17 protein-coding genes are annotated in these 17,835 nt (G+C 69.6%); 12 read left to right on the top strand and 5 right to left on the bottom strand.

Annotated features, from left to right (window positions below; translation table 11 throughout):
• Positions 1-2: 2 nt before the first annotated feature.
• The 12 genes from kce (at position 3) to AC1ROY_RS09415 (ending at position 13,287) form a co-directional block, all read left to right on the top strand.
• A complete protein-coding gene (kce, locus tag AC1ROY_RS09470) occupies positions 3-932 on the top strand; it encodes a 3,5-dioxohexanoate:acetyl-CoA acetone transferase (RefSeq protein ID WP_493148552.1) in 930 nt (309 codons plus the stop codon).
• Between the two features lie 141 nt (positions 933-1,073).
• Positions 1,074-2,249 carry an ABC transporter substrate-binding protein gene (locus tag AC1ROY_RS09465; RefSeq protein ID WP_493148551.1) on the top strand — a complete coding sequence of 392 codons (1,176 nt, stop codon included), beginning with the start codon at positions 1,074-1,076 and terminating at the stop codon, positions 2,247-2,249.
• A gap of 4 nt (positions 2,250-2,253) precedes the next feature.
• Entirely contained in the window at positions 2,254-3,111 is an 858-nt protein-coding gene (locus tag AC1ROY_RS09460) for a branched-chain amino acid ABC transporter permease (RefSeq protein WP_493148550.1), read from the top strand.
• Positions 3,111-4,856, top strand: a complete 1,746-nt coding sequence (locus AC1ROY_RS09455) for a branched-chain amino acid ABC transporter ATP-binding protein/permease (RefSeq protein ID WP_493148549.1) — start codon at positions 3,111-3,113, stop codon at positions 4,854-4,856. Before AC1ROY_RS09460 ends, AC1ROY_RS09455 begins: the two co-directional genes overlap by 1 nt.
• The gene (locus tag AC1ROY_RS09450; RefSeq protein WP_493148548.1) at positions 4,846-5,583 is read left to right on the top strand and encodes an ABC transporter ATP-binding protein; all 738 of its coding nucleotides are present in this window, start codon (positions 4,846-4,848) and stop codon (positions 5,581-5,583) included. Before AC1ROY_RS09455 ends, AC1ROY_RS09450 begins: the two co-directional genes overlap by 11 nt.
• 26 nt (positions 5,584-5,609) lie before the next feature.
• Positions 5,610-6,479 (top strand): phosphonopyruvate hydrolase, encoded by an 870-nt coding sequence (locus tag AC1ROY_RS09445; protein ID WP_493148547.1) that lies wholly within the window; start codon positions 5,610-5,612, stop codon positions 6,477-6,479.
• The gene (locus AC1ROY_RS09440; RefSeq protein WP_493148546.1) at positions 6,479-6,871 is read left to right on the top strand and encodes a VOC family protein; all 393 of its coding nucleotides are present in this window, start codon (positions 6,479-6,481) and stop codon (positions 6,869-6,871) included. The genes AC1ROY_RS09445 and AC1ROY_RS09440 overlap by 1 nt, the downstream gene beginning before the upstream one ends.
• A 233-nt stretch (positions 6,872-7,104) precedes the next feature.
• A complete protein-coding gene (locus AC1ROY_RS09435; RefSeq protein ID WP_493148545.1) occupies positions 7,105-8,094 on the top strand; it encodes an ABC transporter permease in 990 nt (329 codons plus the stop codon).
• A 1-nt stretch (position 8,095) separates the two neighbouring features.
• Positions 8,096-9,235 (top strand): ABC transporter permease, encoded by a 1,140-nt coding sequence (locus AC1ROY_RS09430; RefSeq protein WP_493148544.1) that lies wholly within the window; start codon positions 8,096-8,098, stop codon positions 9,233-9,235.
• A complete protein-coding gene (locus tag AC1ROY_RS09425; RefSeq protein ID WP_493148543.1) occupies positions 9,228-10,241 on the top strand; it encodes an ABC transporter ATP-binding protein in 1,014 nt (337 codons plus the stop codon). Before AC1ROY_RS09430 ends, AC1ROY_RS09425 begins: the two co-directional genes overlap by 8 nt.
• Complete coding sequence (locus tag AC1ROY_RS09420) at positions 10,238-11,236, top strand: ABC transporter ATP-binding protein (RefSeq protein WP_493148542.1); 999 nt, start codon at positions 10,238-10,240, stop codon at positions 11,234-11,236. Before AC1ROY_RS09425 ends, AC1ROY_RS09420 begins: the two co-directional genes overlap by 4 nt.
• A 26-nt stretch (positions 11,237-11,262) precedes the next feature.
• Positions 11,263-13,287, top strand: coding sequence for an ABC transporter substrate-binding protein (locus AC1ROY_RS09415; RefSeq protein WP_493148541.1), 2,025 nt, complete (start codon positions 11,263-11,265; stop codon positions 13,285-13,287).
• Positions 13,288-13,360: 73 nt separating this feature from the next.
• On the opposite strand, the gene AC1ROY_RS09410 is transcribed toward AC1ROY_RS09415, so the two are convergent.
• Genes AC1ROY_RS09410 through AC1ROY_RS09390 form a run of 5 tightly spaced genes read right to left on the bottom strand, consistent with a single transcriptional unit; the run spans position 13,361 to position 17,830 of the window.
• The gene (locus tag AC1ROY_RS09410) at positions 13,361-14,275 is read right to left on the bottom strand and encodes an SMP-30/gluconolactonase/LRE family protein (RefSeq protein ID WP_493148540.1); all 915 of its coding nucleotides are present in this window, start codon (positions 14,273-14,275) and stop codon (positions 13,361-13,363) included.
• Between the two features lie 11 nt (positions 14,276-14,286).
• On the bottom strand, positions 14,287-15,267 hold the full coding sequence (locus AC1ROY_RS09405) for a tripartite tricarboxylate transporter substrate binding protein (RefSeq protein ID WP_493148539.1): 981 nt from the start codon (positions 15,265-15,267) through the stop codon (positions 14,287-14,289).
• A gap of 13 nt (positions 15,268-15,280) precedes the next feature.
• Positions 15,281-16,258, bottom strand: a complete 978-nt coding sequence (locus tag AC1ROY_RS09400) for a Bug family tripartite tricarboxylate transporter substrate binding protein (RefSeq protein ID WP_493148538.1) — start codon at positions 16,256-16,258, stop codon at positions 15,281-15,283.
• A 32-nt stretch (positions 16,259-16,290) separates the two neighbouring features.
• Positions 16,291-17,058, bottom strand: coding sequence for an SDR family NAD(P)-dependent oxidoreductase (locus AC1ROY_RS09395; protein WP_493148537.1), 768 nt, complete (start codon positions 17,056-17,058; stop codon positions 16,291-16,293).
• 16 nt (positions 17,059-17,074) lie between these two features.
• A complete protein-coding gene (locus tag AC1ROY_RS09390) occupies positions 17,075-17,830 on the bottom strand; it encodes a metallophosphoesterase family protein (protein WP_493148536.1) in 756 nt (251 codons plus the stop codon).
• Between the last annotated feature and the right edge of the window lie 5 nt (positions 17,831-17,835).

The raw sequence follows: 17,835 nt of genomic DNA, 5'->3' as shown, positions 1-17,835 counted from the left end.
ACATGGCCAAGCCGCGCCGCGTCATCATCACCTGCGCCGTCACGGGCGCGATCCACACGCCCAGCATGTCGCCGCACCTGCCGATCACGGCCAGCGAGATCGCCGAGGCCGCCATCGGCGCGGCCGAGGCAGGCGCGGCCATCGTGCATCTGCACGCGCGCGACCCGAAGGACGGGCGGCCGGACCAGTCGCCGGAGGCCTTCGCGCCCTTCCTCGGCGTCATCAAGCAGGCGTCGAACTGCGTGGTGAACATCACCACCGGCGGCGCGCCGACCATGACCATCGAGGAGCGCGTGCGGCCGGCTGCGACGCACAAGCCGGAGGTGGCCTCGCTGAACCTGGGGTCGATGAACTTCGGGCTGTTCGGGATGCTGAACCGCTTCAAGGAATTCAAGCACCCCTGGGAGCGGGAGTACCTGGAAAACAAGGACATCATCTTCCGCAACTCGTTCAAGGACATCGAGTACATCCTGACGACCTGCGCGGGGAACAACACGCGCTTCGAGTTCGAGTGCTACGACACCTCGCACCTCTACAATCTGAAGTATTTTTTCGACCAGGGCCTCGTGAAGGCGCCGCTGTTCATCCAGACGGTGTTCGGCCTGCAGGGCGGCATCGGCGCGCATCCGGACGACGTGATGCACATGAAGCGCACGGCCGACCGGCTCTTCGGCGACAACTACCAGTGGTCGGTGCTGGGCGCGGGCTCGAACCAGCTGAAGATCGCGGCCATGGCGGCGGCGCAGGGCGGCAACGTGCGCGTCGGGCTGGAGGACAGCCTCTGGGCGGGGCCGGGGCGGCTGGCGGCGAGCAATGCGGAGCAGGTGCGGCTCGTGCGGCAGATCATCGAAGGGCTCGGCCTGGAGATCGCGAGCCCGGACGAGGCGCGCGAGATTCTGTCCCTCAAGGGCGGCGACCAGGTCGCCTTCTGATATCGGCGCAACGGGGTCTCCGGACCCCGTTGCGCGCGCTTTCGCTGCGGCGCAGGATCGCAGCACGGCCGTTCCGATGGCCGACGAGGAAACTGGGAAAGGCCGCCTCCAGAGCGGCCCAATGTCCAAGGGAGCAACAAGATGAATGTCTCGCGCCGTAGCCTTGCCCTGGGGAGTGCCGCGATCGGCCTCGCCACCCCCGCGCTCGCGCAGTCGGAGCCGATCCGCATCGGCTGGCTCGCCGCCATGACGGGGCCGAGCTCCGCGCCGGCCATCGGCTTCAACCGCGGCGTGCTCTATGCGGCCGAGGCCATCAACGCCGCCGGCGGCGTGAAGGGAAGGCGCGTCGAGATCATCACGCGCGACACGCAGGGCGACCCCACCAAGGCCGTGAACGCCACGCAGGAGATGATCAGCCAGCTGCGCGTGCACGCCATCTGGGGGCCGACCAATTCCGGCGAGTCGCTCGCGGTATCCGCGATCATCGCGCGCGGCCGCATGCCCAACATCCACCCCTGCGTGGTGGACAGCCTGATCGACGTGCGCCGCTACCCCACGGCCTTCCGCGTGGCGCCCTCCAACACGCAGTGGGACGACGCGGTGCGCGGCTACACGCTGAACATCCTGCGCAAGCGGAAGGTCGCGGTGATCGGCGACACGACGGGCTATGGCGTGAGCGCGGCCAATGCCTCCGTCGCCGCCTTCCAGCGGGACGGGGCCGAGGTGGTCTACAAGGCCAATATCGACGCCACCCAGCCCGACATGACGCCGGACATGCTGCGCGCCCGCACCGCAGGGGCGGAGGCGATCATCATCTGGAGCGTCTCCACCGGCATGATCGCGCGGCTGCTCAACACCCGCGGGACCATGGGCTGGGACGTGCCCTTCGTCGGCCATCCCGCGCTGGCCTCGGGCGAGATCGGCACGCTGGTGGAGAAGCCGGCGAACTGGGAGAAGGTCTACGCCATCGGCTACAAGAGCTGCTCCTACGACGCCGCCGGGAAGCTGCCCGACCGCAACGAGGAGCTGGTGCGGCGCCTCCAGGGCAAGGTGAACCTGCAGGACACGCTGCTCTGGTGGGTCGCCTGCGGGATCGACGCGGTGGACCTCGTCGCCAAGGCGGTGGACGCCACCGGCTCCTCCACCAGCGAGGCGATCGTGGGCAACTGGAACAGCATCACCAACTATCCCGGCTATTACGGCAGCTACAGCTTCACCGCGACGGAGCATAACGGCTTCCCGATCTCGGAGCTGGTGATGTCGGCCGCGAACACCGCGCGCAACGGCACCTTCGCGCTCGCGCCCGGCTACGGCTGAGCCGATGCTGGCCTCGATCGTCGCTTCCGGCCTGGCGGTCGGCGCCATCTATGCGCTGATCGGCATCACCTACAACACGATGTTCGCGACCTCGCGCGTGATGAGCTTCACGGCAGGGCAGCTCGGCATGCTCGGCGGCGTGCTGGGCTCGATGTTCATCCTGCGGCTGGGGCTGCCGATCCTGCCGGGACTGGCGGCGACGCTCGCGGTCTGCGCGCTGCTGGGCGTGGTGACGGAGATCGTGGCCGTCCGTCCTGTGCTGAAGAGCCTGGACCAGCATCTCTACGTGCTCTCGACGCTGGCGGTGGCGCTGCTGATCCAGCACCTGACGGCGCTGGAATGGAGCACGGAGCCGCAGCCCTTCCCGAAGCTGGTCGGCCTCGGCGCCGGCATCTGGGACGAGAAGTACTGGCTGCCGGTCGTGGCCTGCGCGGTGACGATCATCGGCCTGGAATATCTCTACAAGCACACGCTGGTGGGCCGCGCCTTCGTCGCCATCGCGGAGGATAATTTCGCCGCCCGCGCGCTGGGCCTGCCGGAGCGGAACCTGCGCATCGCGAGCTATGCGCTGGCGGGCGCGATCGGCGCGCTGGCGGGCTTCGCGGGCGGGCAGCTGCTGCTGGCCTTCTTCGCCAACGGGCCGCTGCTCAACTTCTACGGCTTTATCCCCGTGGCGCTGGGCGGATTGGGCAACAACCGGGGCGCCGTCATCGGCGGGATCGGGCTCGGGCTCTTCCAGCAGGCGGCCAACTTCCTGGTCGGCGGCATCTTCTCCTCGGTCGCGGTCTTCACGCTCTTCATCATCGTGCTGCTGGCGGCACCCCAGGGCCTCTTCGGCTCGGCCACGGCGCGGAGGGTCTGATGCTCAGGACCCTGGCGCCCTTCCTCGGCATCCTCGTTCTCTGCCTGCTGCTGCCGCTGACGGGCAACGAGTACTGGGCCCTGATCGGCACGCGCGCGGCCATCTACTGGGTGCTGGTGGCGGGGCTGAACCTGATCGTCGGCTTCGCGGGACAGCTCGCCATCGGCTATGTCGCGCTGCTCACGCTCGGCGCCTACACCACGAGCGTGCTGGCCGCGGGCAATGTGTCCGAGCCGGTGCCGGCCTTCGCGGCCCTCGGCATCGCGGCGGTGGTGGGTGCGGTCTTCGGCGTGGTGGTGGGCCTGCCGGCGCTGCGGCTGCGCACCTTCTACTTCGCCATGACGACGCTGGGCTTCGCCACCATCGTCACGCAGATCGCGCTGGCCTGGCAGGGCGTCACCGGCGGCGGCATCGGCCTTCCCGGGCCGGAATTCCCGGAGCCGCTGAACACCGCCTGGGGCTTTTATCTGTTCTGTCTCGCGCTCGCGGCACTGTGGACCTGGATGACCGGCAACATCGCCGCCAGCCGCTTCGGCCGCGCGCTCGTCGCCATCCGCGACGCCGAGGTCGCCGCCGAGGCCAGCGGCATCGCCAAGCCGCGGCTGCTGGTGATCGTCTTCATCTTCGCGGGCGCCTCGGCCGCCATCGCGGGCGGGCTCTTCGCGGGGCTGCAGACCTACATCACGCCCGACGCCTTCACCTTCGACCTCTCGCTGCTCTTCTTCATCGCGATCCTGATCGGCGGGCGCGGCTCCATCCTCGGGCCGCTGCTGGGCACCATCCTGCTGACCTTGCTGCCGGAGATCGCGGCGCCGCTCGCGGCCTGGTCCACCTTCCTCTATGCGGCGCTGCTGCTGGTGATCGTGCTGGCCATGCCGGGCGGGATCGCGGCGATGCTCGACTTCCGCAACCGCAGGCCACTGCCGAAGGACCGCAGCATCCAGACCGACCTCGGCGCGCTGGCGGAACTGCTGCCCGAGCGGAGCACGATGAGCGACCTGGAGCTGAAGGGCCTGGTGCTCAGCTTCGGCGGCGTGCGCGCGGTGGACGGGCTGGACCTCACGCTCCGCGCCGGCGAGGTGCATGGGCTGATCGGGCCGAACGGCAGCGGCAAGACGACCACGCTCAACATCATCTCCGGCTACTACAGCCCCGAGGCCGGCAGCCTGGAGCTGGGCGACGGCCCGCTGCCGCTGGGACGCCCGGCGATCCGCGCGAGCCGCGGCATCGCCCGGACCTTCCAGACGCCGCGGCTGATCGGCGAGTCCTCGGTGCTGCAGAACGTGATGATCGGCGCCGATATCGAGGGCCGCGCCGGCTTCCTGGAGTCGCTGCTCTCGCTGCCGCGCCACCTCCAGGACGAGCGGCGCATGCGCGCGATGGGCCGCCTCGCCTTGCGCGTGGTGGGGCTGGAGGCGCTGGCCGATGTCCGCGCCGACCGGCTCCAGCACAGCGAGCTCCGCTTCATGGAGATTGCCCGCGCGCTGATGCTGCGACCGGCCTTCCTGCTGCTGGACGAGCCGGCGGCCGGACTGTCCGCCGAGGAGATCCGCCGGCTCGGCGCGCTGATCCACGCGATCAGCCGGCAGGGCACGGCCGTGCTGCTGGTCGAGCACCATGCCGACCTGATCTTCGACATCTGCGACCACGTGACCGTGCTCAACCTCGGCCGCGAGCTGGCCAAGGGCACGCCGGCCGAGATCCGCGTCCACAAGGAGGTGGTCAGTGCATACCTTGGCGCCTGAACACCTGCTGGACGTCCGCGGGCTCGGCTCGGGCTACGGCAAGATCGTCGTGCTGCACGGGGTGGACCTGCACGTGGCGGCCGGCGAGGTCGTGGTGCTGCTGGGCCCGAACGGCGCCGGAAAATCCACGCTGCTCAAGGCCATCTCGGGCCTGCTGCCCTGGTTCGAAGGCGGCGTGCGCTTCGCCGGCCAGGACATGCTCGGCGTGGGTCCGCGCGGCTCGGCGCAGGCGGGGCTGGTGCATGTGGTGGAGGGGCATCGCGTCTTCACGCAGATCTCCGTGCACGACAACCTGCTGCTCGCCGGCTACGACCTGCCGCGCGGCGAGCGCTCGGCGCGGATCGAGGAGGCGCTGGCCTATTTTCCGGAGATCGCGGCCAAGCGGCACGAGCGCGGCGGCGCGCTGAGCGGCGGGCAGCAGCAGATGCTGGCGGTGGCGCAGGGCCTGGTGCGGCGGCCGAAGCTGCTGATGCTGGACGAGCCCTCGGCCGGCCTCTCGCCCGTGCTGGTGGACCGCGTGCTCTCCGTGGTGAGCCAGCTGCGCCAGTCGGGCACGGCGGTGCTGCTGGTGGAGCAGCTCATCGAGAAGTCGCTGGCCGTCGCGGACCGCGTCTATGCGCTGGCGCAGGGCCGCGTGGTGCTGCAGGCTTCGACGGACGAGCCGGACCTGCCGCACCGGCTGGAGCGCGCCTATTTCGGCGAGGACGCGGTCAGCCCGCTGGAGTGATCCTTTTCTGTCGCTAGACTGGCGGCATGACGAATCCCAAGGCCGCCGCGCTGCGCGCGAAGCTCGACGTCGCAAAGCCGGCACTGGCCATGGCGGCGCACAACCCCCTCGCCGCGAAGCTGGCCGCCGAGGCCGGCTTCGACGCCATCTGGGGCAGCGGCTTCGAGCTGTCCGCCAGCTATGCCGTGCCGGATGCCAGCATCCTGCCCATGGGCACGCATCTGGAGATGATGCGCGCCATCGGCGAGGTGCAGGAGGCGCCCGTCGTCGCCGACATCGACACGGGCTTCGGCAATGCGGTCAACGTCGCCTATGCCGTGCCGCGCTACATCGCCGCGGGCGTCGCCGCGGTGGTGATGGAGGACAAGACCTTCCCCAAGGACAGCAGCCTCCGACCCGGCGGACGGCAGGAGCTGCTGCCGGTGGAGGAGTTCCAGGGCAAGATCGAGGCCGCGCGCGCTGCCGGTGACGTCCTGGTGATCGCGCGGACCGAGGCGCTGATCGCGGGGCTCGGCCAGGAGGAGGCCCTGAAGCGCGGCGCCGCCTATGCCGAGGCGGGCGCCGACGCCGTGCTCATCCACAGCAAGCAGAAGACGCCCGACGAGATCCTGTCCTTCTGCCGCGCCTGGCCGGGGAAGGTCCCGCTGGTGCTGGTGCCGACCAGCTACCCGCAGCTTTCCTTCAGCGATGTCGCGGCGCTCGGAAAGGTCGGGCTGATCATCTGCGGCAACCACGCCATCCGCGCGGCGGTGGGCGCCATGCGCGACACCTTCCGCCGCATCCTGGCCGAGGGCGGCATTGCCGGCGTCGAGTCGGGCATCGCGTCCGTGACCGATGTCTTCGCGCTGCAGGGCGATGCGGAGATGCGCAAAATCGAAAAGGCTTATCTGCGCTAATGCAGTTCAATCACGTCGCCAACCGCATCGATCGCGGCCACTTCGAGACCGTCGTCTCCCTCTTCCGGGAGGAGCTCGGCTTCGTTGAGCTGCGCCGCACCGAGCGCGCCATCTGGCTGCGCCAGCCCGGCACCAATGTGGACCTCCAGTTCAGTCGCAGCGACACGGCACGCCGCGAGGAGGACCGCATCCGCTCGCAGGTCTCCTTCCTCAGCGAGACCCCGAAGGCGGAGCTGGAGAAGCTGGCAGCCTGGCTGGCGGCGCGCGGCATCCCGGCCGAGGTCGGCGCCTATTCCGACCGGGAATTCTATCTCGACGCGCCCACCGCCCTGGTGGATTTCGTCATCGAGGCGATGCGGCCGGAGCTCGCCGATTACGGGGTGGACGTCTGATCCCCGGAGGCCCTTCCCGCCGATCACGGTGACGCGCGGAGCGTCCCGCCTGTCATTGCCCTCGTAACGGTCTTCCTCCTGCCGCGCAGGCGGGCGCGTTAGCCGCGCTCAGATCGCAGCGACGCGCTTGCCTCCCACCGCGCATGGTTATCTACTGCGCTGCAGGATACGCGCCGGCATCGACCGGCTCGACCGGAGGGAATGTTCGTGATGCCGCAAGGCAGGCCACGCTCATGGTGATCTATCTTCTGCGCCGGCTCGGCCTCGCGCTGATCACCTGCGTCTTCATCTCCATCTTCACCTTCGTCATCATCCGGCTGCCGCCGGGCGATTTCGTGGACGCCTATATCGCGAACCTCGCGGCCAGCGGCAGCTCCGTCTCCGCCGACCAGGCCGAGGCCATGCGGCGGGAGTACGGGCTCGATCGTCCGGTGGTCGTGCAGTACGGCATCTGGATGGGCCGTGTGCTGAACGGCGATTTCGGCGTCTCCATGGTGTGGCGACGTCCCGTGACGGAGGTGATCGGCGACCGGCTCTGGCTCACCATGGCCGTCTCCGTCTCGGCGCTGTTCCTGACCTGGATGATCGCGCTGCCGATCGGCATCTACTCGGCGATGCGGCAGTACTCGATCGGCGACTACATCTTCACCACGCTGGGATTCATGGGGCTGGCGATCCCGAATTTCCTGCTCGCGCTGATCCTGATGTATGTCGGCTTCCGCTACCTCGGGCTGAATGTCGGCGGGCTGTTCTCGGCGGAATATGCGCAGGCGGACTGGAGCCTGGGGCGCGCCTGGGACCTGATGAAGCACCTGCCGCTGCCGGCCGCGGTGCTGGCCATGGCGGGCACTGCACAGCTCATCCGCATCATGCGCGCCAACCTGCTGGACGAGCTGCGCAAGCCCTATGTCGTCACCGCGCGCGCAAAGGGCCTGACGGAAATGCGCGCCGTGCTGAAATACCCGGTGCGTGCGGCGCTGAATCCCTTCGCCAGCTCGCTGGCCTATCTGTTCCCCTACCTCGTCTCGGGCAGCATCATCGTCTCGCTGGTGCTGGGCCTGCCGACGGTGGGGCCGCTGCTGCTCCAGGCGCTGGTCGCGCAGGACATGTTCCTCGCCGGCGCGATCGTGCTGCTGCTCGGCGTCATGACCGTCATCGGCACGCTGATCTCGGACATGCTGCTGATGTGGATCGATCCGCGCATCCGGCTGGAGGGCCGCTGAGATGAGCGCCGTCGTCGATACCGCAGCTCCGCTCGACGCCAAGGCCGCCGCGGCCGAGGCACGCTACGCCCAGGCGACGCAGCTCCAGCTCACCTGGTGGCGCTTCCGCAAGCACAAGCTGGCGCTGGTCAGCCTCGTGGTGATCGTCCTCTTCTACATGGTCGCCGTCTTCGCCGACTTCCTCGCGACCACCGACCCGCAGGCCACCGATGCGCGGCGCAGCTTCATCCCGCCGCAGGGCATCCACCTCTTCGACGACAGCGGCTTCAACCCGCATGTCTACGGGCTGCGCGGCGTGCGCAATCCGCGCACCTTCCAGATGGTCTACACGCCGGATCCCACGCGCAAGCTGCCGGTGCGCATGTTCGTGCGCGGCTACTCCTACAACCTCCTTGGCTTCATCGAGACCGACCTCCACCTCTTCGGCGTGGAGGGCGGGCGTCCCGGCGAGAGCATCTTCCTGCTCGGCACCGACCAGCTCGGGCGCGACCTCTTCTCCCGCATCATGGTGGCGACGCGCGTCTCGCTCGTCATCGGCCTCGCCGGCGTGACACTGAGCCTGTTCCTGGGCGTGCTGCTGGGAGGAATCTCCGGCCTCTACGGGGGCTGGGTGGACCTGGTGATCCAGCGCATCATCGAGGTGCTGCGATCCGTGCCGACCATCCCGCTCTGGATGGGGCTCGCGGCCGCGCTGCCGCGGACCTGGAGCGTGATCCAGGTCTATTTCGCCATCACCCTCATCATCTCGCTGATCGGCTGGACCGACCTTGCCCGCGTGGTGCGCGGCCGCTTCCTGGCGCTGCGCGAGGAGGATTTCGTGGTGGCCGCCGAGCTCTCCGGCGCCAGCCAGGGGCGGATCATCTTCCGCCACATGCTGCCGTCCTTCACCAGCCATATCATCGCGGCCACCAGCCTCGCGCTGCCCGCGATGATCATCAGCGAGACGTCGCTGAGCTTCCTGGGGCTCGGCCTGCGGCCTCCCGCCGTGAGCTGGGGAATCCTGCTGCAGGACGCCCAGAACATCCAGGTGCTGGCCGGCGCGCCCTGGCTGCTGATCCCGGCCATCCCGGTGACGCTGGTGATCCTGGCCTTCAACTTCCTCGGCGACGGCCTGCGTGACGCGGCGGACCCCTATGGCTGACAGAACCGCATTGGCCATCCGCGACCTCGCGGTCGAATTCGTCTCCGAGCAGGGGGTGGTGCGCGCGCTGGACGGCGTGAGCTTCGACCTGCATGCCGGCCGCACGCTGGGCGTCGTCGGCGAGAGCGGCTGCGGAAAATCCGTCACCGCGCGCTCGATCCTGCGCATCGTCGACCGTCCCGGGCGCATCACGGCGGGCCGGATGATCCTCGATCCCGGCACGGCGGGCGAGGTGGACCTGGCGCAGCTCGACCCGGAATCGAAGGAGATGCGCGGCGTGCGCGGCGGCCGCGTGGGCCTGATCTTCCAGGAGCCGATGACGGCGCTCAGCGTGCACTACACGGTCGGCAACCAGATCATCGAGGCGGTGCTCCAGCACGCCGACATCTCCAAGGCCGAGGCGCAGAACCGCGCCATCGAGCTGCTGCGCGAGGTCGGCATCCCCAGGCCGGAGACGCGCATCTCCGCCTATCCCTTCGAGCTCTCAGGCGGGCTGCGGCAGCGCGTGGGCATCGCCATGGCGCTGGCCGGCGACCCGCAGATCGTCATCGCCGACGAGCCCACCACCGCGCTGGACGTCACGACACAGGCGCAGATCCTCGACCTGCTGCGGCGGCTGCAGGAGGAGAAGAACATCGCGCTGATGCTCATCACCCATGACATGGGCGTGATCGCCGAGATGGCCGACGAGGTGGCCGTGATGTATCTCGGCCGCGTCGTGGAATTCGCGCCCGTGCGCGAGGTTTTTTCCGCGCCCCGGCACCCCTATACGCGCGCCCTTCTCCGCGCCGTGCCGAGCATTCTCGCGACCCCGCGCCAGCGCCTCTCCACCATCGGCGGCGCGGTGCCGCATCCGGGCGCGCGGCCCACGGGCTGCCCCTTCCATCCGCGCTGCACGGAGCAGCTGGGCGCGCTGTGCTCCGAGCAGTCGCCCAGGCCCGTGCCGCCCGGCCATGCCGGCGCCGCCTGCTTCAAGGCCGACCAGAACGAGGTGGTGGCGGCATGAACCTCCTCGAGGTCCAGGACCTGAAGAAGCACTACCCGATCCGCGCGGGGCTGCTGCGCCGCGAGGTCGGGCGCGTGCGCGCGGTGGACGGCGTCAGCTTCCACATCGCCCAGGGCGAGACGCTGGCGCTGGTCGGCGAGAGCGGCTGCGGCAAGACCACGGTCTCGCGCTGCATCCTGCGCGCGCTGACCGTGACCTCCGGCGCCATCCGCTTCGCCACCAGCGAGACGGAGACGGTGGATCTCGCGACCTTGCCGAAGCGCAAGGTGCGGCCGCTGCGCCGGCACATCCAGATGATCTTCCAGGATCCCTATGCGTCGCTGAATCCGCGCATGATGGTGGGCGACATCATCGCGGAACCCCTGAAGGTCAACGGCGTCCCCGCCGCCGAGCGGCGCGACCGCGTGGCCGAGCTGCTGGAGCTGGTGCAGATGCCGCAGAGCGCGCGCATCCGCTTCCCGCACGCCTTCTCGGGTGGACAGCGGCAGCGCGTGGGCATCGCACGGGCGCTGGCGCTCAACCCGCGGCTGGTCGTGGCGGACGAGCCGGTCTCCGCGCTCGACGTCTCGGTGCAGGCGCAGATCATCAACCTGCTGCTGGACCTGCAGGACCGGCTGGGCCTCTCCATGCTCTTCGTGGCGCACGACCTCAGCGTGGTGCGCCATGTGAGTGACCGCGTGGCGGTCATGTATGTCGGCCGCATCGTGGAGGTGGCGCCGACCGACGCGCTCTACCGCGCGCCGCTGCATCCCTACACCGAGGCGCTGCTGGCCGCCGTCCCCGCGCCCGATCCGGAGCGCCGCGGCCGCCGCCGCGTGGCCCAGGGCGAGGTCGCCGATCCCGCCAACCCGCCGCCCGGCTGCGCCTTCCATCCCCGCTGCCCCTATGCCGTCGATCGCTGCCGCGTGGAGCGGCCGGAGCTGACGCCGACGGGCTCGGGACGTTTCGTAAGCTGCCATCGCGCCGCGGAGCTCGAACTCGCCGGCGTGCGCTGACAACGAAGAAGAACAGGAGGAACATCATGCGTCGCAGGGAATTGGGGGCTCTGGCCCTGACCGGGATCGCCGGCGCGGCCGCCGCGCAGACCACCGGCAGCTTTCATGACTCCGGCCTGATCGGCACGCTCGAAGGCCCCACCCTCGTCACCGACGAGGCGCGCCGCCCCCGCCAGTTCAAGGAAGCGCCGATGCTGGCCGAGCAGGTCCGCGCCGGCCGCCTGCCGCCCGTCGAGCAACGCCTGCCGCAGGACGTGATGGTCATCCAGCCCTTGCGCAGCGTGGGCAAGTACGGCGGCACCTGGCGCCGCGGCTTCATCGGCCCCGGCGACAGCGAGAACGGCAACCGCATCATGTCGGCCGACAAGCCGCTCTTCTTCGATGCGGCCGGCACGGAGCTCATGCCCTGCCTCGCCCGCGGCTACGAGGTGAGCGAGGATGGAAAGCGCACCACGCTCTTCCTGCGGCGCGGGCTGAAATGGTCCGACGGCTCGCCGCACACGGCCGACGACTGGCTGTTCTACTTCAACGACGTCTACAGCAACCGCGACCTCGTGCCGTCGCCGGCGCCGGAGCTCTCCGCCAACGGCAAGCCGGGCCGGATGGTGAAGGTGGACGACCACACCGTCGCCTTCGAGTTCGAGGATCCCTACTTCCTCTTCCCGCAGCTGCTCGCCGGCGACACGCTGATCGGCGGCGGCAACACGCGGCAGCAGTCGCAGGGCCAGACCTATGGAATCTACGCGCCCGCGAACTACCTCAAGGGCCTGCTGCCCAAGAACACGCCGATGGAGCAGCTGACGGCGCAGGCGCGCGCGGCCGGCTTCGGCAACTGGGTGGAGCACTTCAAGTACAAGTCCGACTGGCGCCTGAACCGCGACCTGCCGACGCTCTCGGCCTGGCGGATGGTGCAGCCCATCAACACCCAGCTCTGGGTGCTCGAGCGCAACCCCTACTACTACGCGGTGGACACGGAGGGGCAGCAGCTGCCCTATATCGACCGCGTGCAGATGACGCTGGCGGAGAACCCCGAGGTCATCAACCTGCGCGCCATCGCCGGCGAGTACGACTACCAGGAGCGCTTCATCGACCTCGGCAAGCTGCCGGTCATCATCGAGAACCAGCAGCGCAGCCGCTACAAGGTGCATCTGGACCCCGGCTTCAACGGCGCGGATTCCGTGCTCTTCCCGACGATCACCTACACCGAGGACCGCGAGATCGGCGACCTCCTGCGCAAGGTGGAGTTCCGCCGCGCGCTGGCGCTGGGCATCGACCGCGAGCAGCTGAACGAGGCCTTCTGGCTCGGGCTGGGCACGCCCGGCTCCGTGGTGCCGGATGACAGCCTGCCCGAAAATCCCGGGCCGGAATGGCGCAAGAAGTGGTCCACGCTGGACATCCCGCAGGCCAACCGGCTGCTCGACGGCATCGGCCTCCAGCGGAAGGACCGCGAGGGCTTCCGCCTGCGCCGCGACAACGGGCAACGGCTGCGCATCGAGATCGCCGTGGGCCAGACCCTCTCGCCCACCTGGCCGCAGCAGGCGGAGATGATCGCCCAGCACTGGCGGCAGATCGGCATCGCGACCGACGTGAAGGTGATGGAGCGCAGCCTCTGGTACACGCGCGCCTATACCGACCAGCACCAGATCGCGCTCTGGACCAACAACGGGACCGAGAGCCTCTACCTCTACCCCCGCTACACCCTGCCGGTGGACCCGATCGGCGCCGTCATCAGCAACGTCTACTCGCACTGGTACGCGTCGAACGGCGCGCGGGGCGAGGCGCCCTCCGATCCGCACCTGCTGCGCGCCTTCCAGCTCATGCGCTCCGCGACCAGCCAACGCCAGGCGGAGCGCAACGAGACCGCGAAGGAGGTCTGGCGGATCGCGGTGGACCAGCAATGGGGCATCGGGCTCGTGGGGCTCTCGCCGGCGTTCATGGGCGTGCGCGTGGTGAGCGAGCGGCTGGAGAACGTGCCGGGCCGCACCGGCATCTCGCAGCATTGCCGGACGCCCTGGGGGGCGCATCCGGAGCAGTGGTTCTTCAAATCCTAGCTACACCAGGGGGCTCCGCCCCCGTTGTCTCGCCTTCGGCGCCAACCCCCGCCAGGGCTTTTGCCCTGGCCCGTTACTCCTGAAAGTTCAGGCGCAGGCCGGGCTCCGGCCAGGGCAGCGCCACGAGTTCGCCCTTGCGCGAGAGCGAGACATAGGCGGTCCGCAGGTCCGGGCCGCCGAAGCAGATGTTCGTCGGATGCGTGTCCGGCATCTTCACGGAGCGGACGAGCCGCCCGTCCGGCGAGATCACCGTGATGGTCCCGGTCAGCATCGTCGCCACGGCGATGTTGCCGGAGGCCTCCACCGCGAGGCTGTCGAAGCGGGCGAACTCACCGAGCGTGAAGAGGCAACGGCCGCCATGTGGGGACGGAAATCCCGCCTTGCGGATCACGCCGGGCGACTCGATGTCGAAGGCCCAGAGCCGCGCCGTCTCGGTGTCCGCGACATAGAGCGTCTTCTCGTCCGGCGAGAGGCCGACGCCGTTGGGCGAGAGGATGGGATAGGCCAGCTCCCTGATACCGGAGCCGTCGGGCAGCGCGTAGTAGAGTCCGCCATTGTCGCGCTCGCGCTTGCGGCGCTTGCCGAGGTCGGTGAAGTAGAAGCCGCCCTGGCGGTCGAAGACGAGGTCGTTGGGCGCGGCCAGCCGGAAGCCGTTGCACTCCGTGTAGAGCGTGGTGCGCGCGCCGGTGACGGGGTCGACGCGCTCGACGGAGCCGCCCTTGTAGTCGTGCGACGGCCCCTGCCCCGCGAAATGCCCCGGCTCGTAATGGCTGCCGCCGTTGTTGCAGAGGTAGAGCATGCCGTCCGGCCCCCGCGCGAGGCCGTTCGGGCCGCCGCCGGTCGGGCCGAGCACGGAATAAGCGCCCTTGTCGTCGACGCGCGAGACCTTGCCGCCGTTGAGCTCGACGAAGACGACGGAGCCGTCCTTCATCGCGACCGGTCCCTCGGGGAAGCCGAGGCCGCTGGCCAGAATCCTGATGCCGTCCATATCGTTCTCCTTCACATCCTCAGCCCGACTTCGCGCACGATGGTCCGCTGCTCCTCCAGCGTCGCGGGAATGCTGGCGGCGTAGTCGGCGCTGTTGAGATAGGCGAGCGGCATGTCCATCCGCGCGATCAGGGCGAGGTGCTCGGGATCGGTCAGCGCGCGGTGCAGCGCGTCGTGCAGGATGCGCATGATGCCGGGATCCATGTTCTTCGGCCCGACCAGGCCATAGGGCGAGGTCTGCGCCACGTTCATCCCGCTTTCGCGCAGCGTCGGCGTGTCCGGGAAGCGGCGGATGCGCTCCTCGCCGAAGGAGACGAGCAGCCGGAGCTGGCCGTTCTGCACCATCTCCGCCCAGAGGCTGGAGGAGGCCACCGCGTCGAGATTGCCGCCGAGCAGCGCCTGCACGTCGTCGCCGCCGCCGCGGAAGGGCACGTGGACCCAGTCGAGCCCGGCGATGCGCGCCACCTGCTCCATCACGACATGCTGCGTGGTGCCGACGCCGGCCGTGCCGAAGCTGACCTTGCCGGGATTGGCCTTCACATGGTCGACGAATTGCCGCCACGTCCGCCAGGGCGAGTCCGGCCGCACCACGACGCCGTAGGAATAGCCGACGAGGCGGATCACGTAGCTGAAGTCGCGCAGCGGGTCGTAGGGCGCGCGCTGCATCATGAAGGGCACGCGCAGCGCCGAGTTGTGCATCTGCGTGAGCAGGTAGCCGTCGCCCTGCGCCTCGTTCGCGAGGAGCTGCGCGCCGAGGATGCCGCTGGCGCCCGCGCGGTTCTCGATGATGATGGGCTGGCCGAGATACCGCGTCGCGACCTGCGCGAGGCCGCGGAGCTGGATGTCGGCCGCGGCGCTGGCGAGCCAGGGCACGATCAGCCGGATGGGGCGGACGGGGTATTCGCGCTGCGCCAGCGCGGGCGCTGCCAAGGGGGTGATCAGCAGGGCGCCGGCAGCGCCGAGCAGCGCGCGTCTGGGGGCATGTCGATGCATCGAGGCGTCCCTCCTAATCGAGCGTGATGTGCAGGGGCTCGATCACCTTGCGCCAATCCTCGGTCTCCCGGGTGATCAGCGAGGCGAACTCCTCCGGCGTGTTGTGGACGACCTCCTGGCCGGTCCGGTCGATGGCCTCGCGATAGCCGGGCTCGGCGCTGATCTTCGCGACGGCCCGGGACAGCCGGTCGAGGATCGGCGCCGGCGTGCCCGCGGGGGCCAGCAGCCCGAACCAGCCGACGAAGGCCATGGTGGGGTAGCCGAGCTCGCGGAAGGTCGGCACGTCCGGCAAAGCCGGCCAGCGCTCGGGGCTGCTGACGGCGACGATGCGCACGCGCCCCTCGCGATGGAAGGGCATGGTGGCCGGCACGGATTCGAAGGTCATCGGGATCTGGCCGCTCATCATGTCCACCAGCGTCGCCGAGAAGCCGCGATAGGGCACGGAGGTGATCCGCATCCCGTGGCCAGAGAAGAGCCGCTCGCCCATCAGGTGGCCGGAGCTGCCGATGCCGGTATGGGCGTAGATGAAGTCCGCCGGCGCGCGCTGGATCCGGGCGAGGATCTCCGGGAAGGTGCCCGGCACGTCCTTGTTCACCACGCAGGCCATGGGCGAGCGGGTGAGCTGCGAGATGGGCGCGAAGTCGCTCGTCTGGAAGGAGAGCCGCTTCGTCAGCAAGGGCAGCAGCACGAAGGTGGTCATGCCGGAGACGACGAGCGTGTAGCCGTCCGGCCGCGCGCGGGCGACATACTCCGCGCCGATGGCCGTGTTGGCGCCGGCGCGGTTGTCCACCGGGAACTGCTGGCCGAGCTCGGGGGTCAGGAACTGCGTCGCGGCGCGGGCGGTGACGTCCGTGCCGCCGCCGGCCGCATAGGGCACGACCACGCGGACCGGACGGTCGGGATAGGACGGCTGCGCGCTGGCCGCGCCGATCGCCAGCGGCGCGGCGCCGAGGGCCTGCAGCAGGCTTCGTCGCAGGATATTGTCGTTCATTCTGGTTTCCTCCGGTTCATTCGGTTGCGAAGTCAGGGCATCTGAAGCCCGCCATTCACTTCGATGACCTGGCCCGTGATGAATCCCGCCATCTCGTGGGAGGCGAGGAAGAGATAGGCGCCCACGCATTCGTCCACCGTGCCGATCCGCCGCATGGGCGTGAGCTTGATGGCGCCCTCGATCTGGTGGGCGGGCATGGTCTTCAGCTGGTTCGGCTTGCCGATCACGCCGGGCGCGACCGCGTTCACGCGGATGCCGTTCCGCGCGACCTCCTTGGCCAGACCGCGCGTGAAGTTCGACACGAAGGCCTTGGACGCCGCGTAGAGCGTGGACTTGCTGCCGCCGCCGTTGCGCGCCGCGAGCGAGGTGGTGGAGATGATGCAGCCTCCGCCGCCCGCATCCATCAGCGGGATGGCGGCGCGCGAGCAGGCGAAGACCGAGCGCGCGTTGAGCTGGATGATGTCGTCGTAGAGCGCGTCGTCGATCTCGCGCAGCGGGAGGCGCTTCACCACGCCGCCGGCATTGTTCACCAGCACGTCCAGCCGGCCGAGCGCCGCATGCGCCTCGTTCACGAGCCGCGTGCAGGCCTCCACGGAGCGCACGTCGGCCTGGAGCACGATGGCGGAGCCGCCGGCGGCCCGGATCTCCGCGGCCACCTCCTCGGCGGCAGGCCGGCTGGAATTGCAATGGACGGCGACGCGCGCGCCCTGCGCGGCGAAGCCCTTGGCCACGGCGGCGCCGATGCCGGTGGAGGCCCCGGTGACGAGGACCGCCTTGTCCTCCAGATCGGTGATGCGCATCGTCCCTGTCTCCTTGTTATGCGGGCCGCCAGGGCTTGGGGAAGGCCCCGAGCCAGCGGTCCGGTTCGCCCTGCCACCAGGCCTTGCCGTCGAGCCCCAGGGCCCAGCCGGCGCCCACGCCCTGCACCTCCAGCCCGTCCTCGGCACGGGCGCGGTAGCAGACGTGGTGGTGGCCATGGATCAGCAACTGCGCGCCCATGGCGCGGGCGAGATCCTCGATCATCGTGAAGCCCTGCGGATGGCTGGAGGGCGCCTCATGCGTGACCAGCACGTCGGCGCGGAGGCCGGCGAGCGCGTCGTAATCCTCGGGCCAGATCGCCATGGCGCCGAGGGCATCGGCCATGGCCCTGCGCTGCTTCTCCGTCCAGTCCGCGCCGAGCGTGGCGACGTCCTCGGCAAGCTCGGTGCGGCTGTGCAGCCGGCGCTCGTGCGGCGGTTCCCAGACGCGGCGCCGGAAGGTGCCGCCGAGCCCGGCGATGCGGAGGCCGCCGATGTCAGTGACGCGCGCATTCAGCACGCCGTCGCGCGTGCGCGGGTTGCGCGCGGGATCCGTGAGGTTGGCCCACATCTCCGGTCCGCCGTCGTAATCGTGGTTGCCCCAGATCCAGCGGACGTCGATGCCGGCCTCGAGCAGCGGCGCGGCAACCTCGTCGAGCGGACGGTCGCATTCCATGTCGCCGAGCAGCACGGCCACGTCAGGCTTGCGCTCCAGCCCCGTCAGGCCGCGGACGACATGGTGCCACTGGCGATGGATGTCGCCGATGAAGACCATGGCGC

The organism is Roseococcus sp. GW821-FHT12F05, assembly GCF_058806835.1.
Note: the sequence above shows the minus strand (reverse complement) of the source record. Positions and strands in the feature narration are given on the sequence as shown.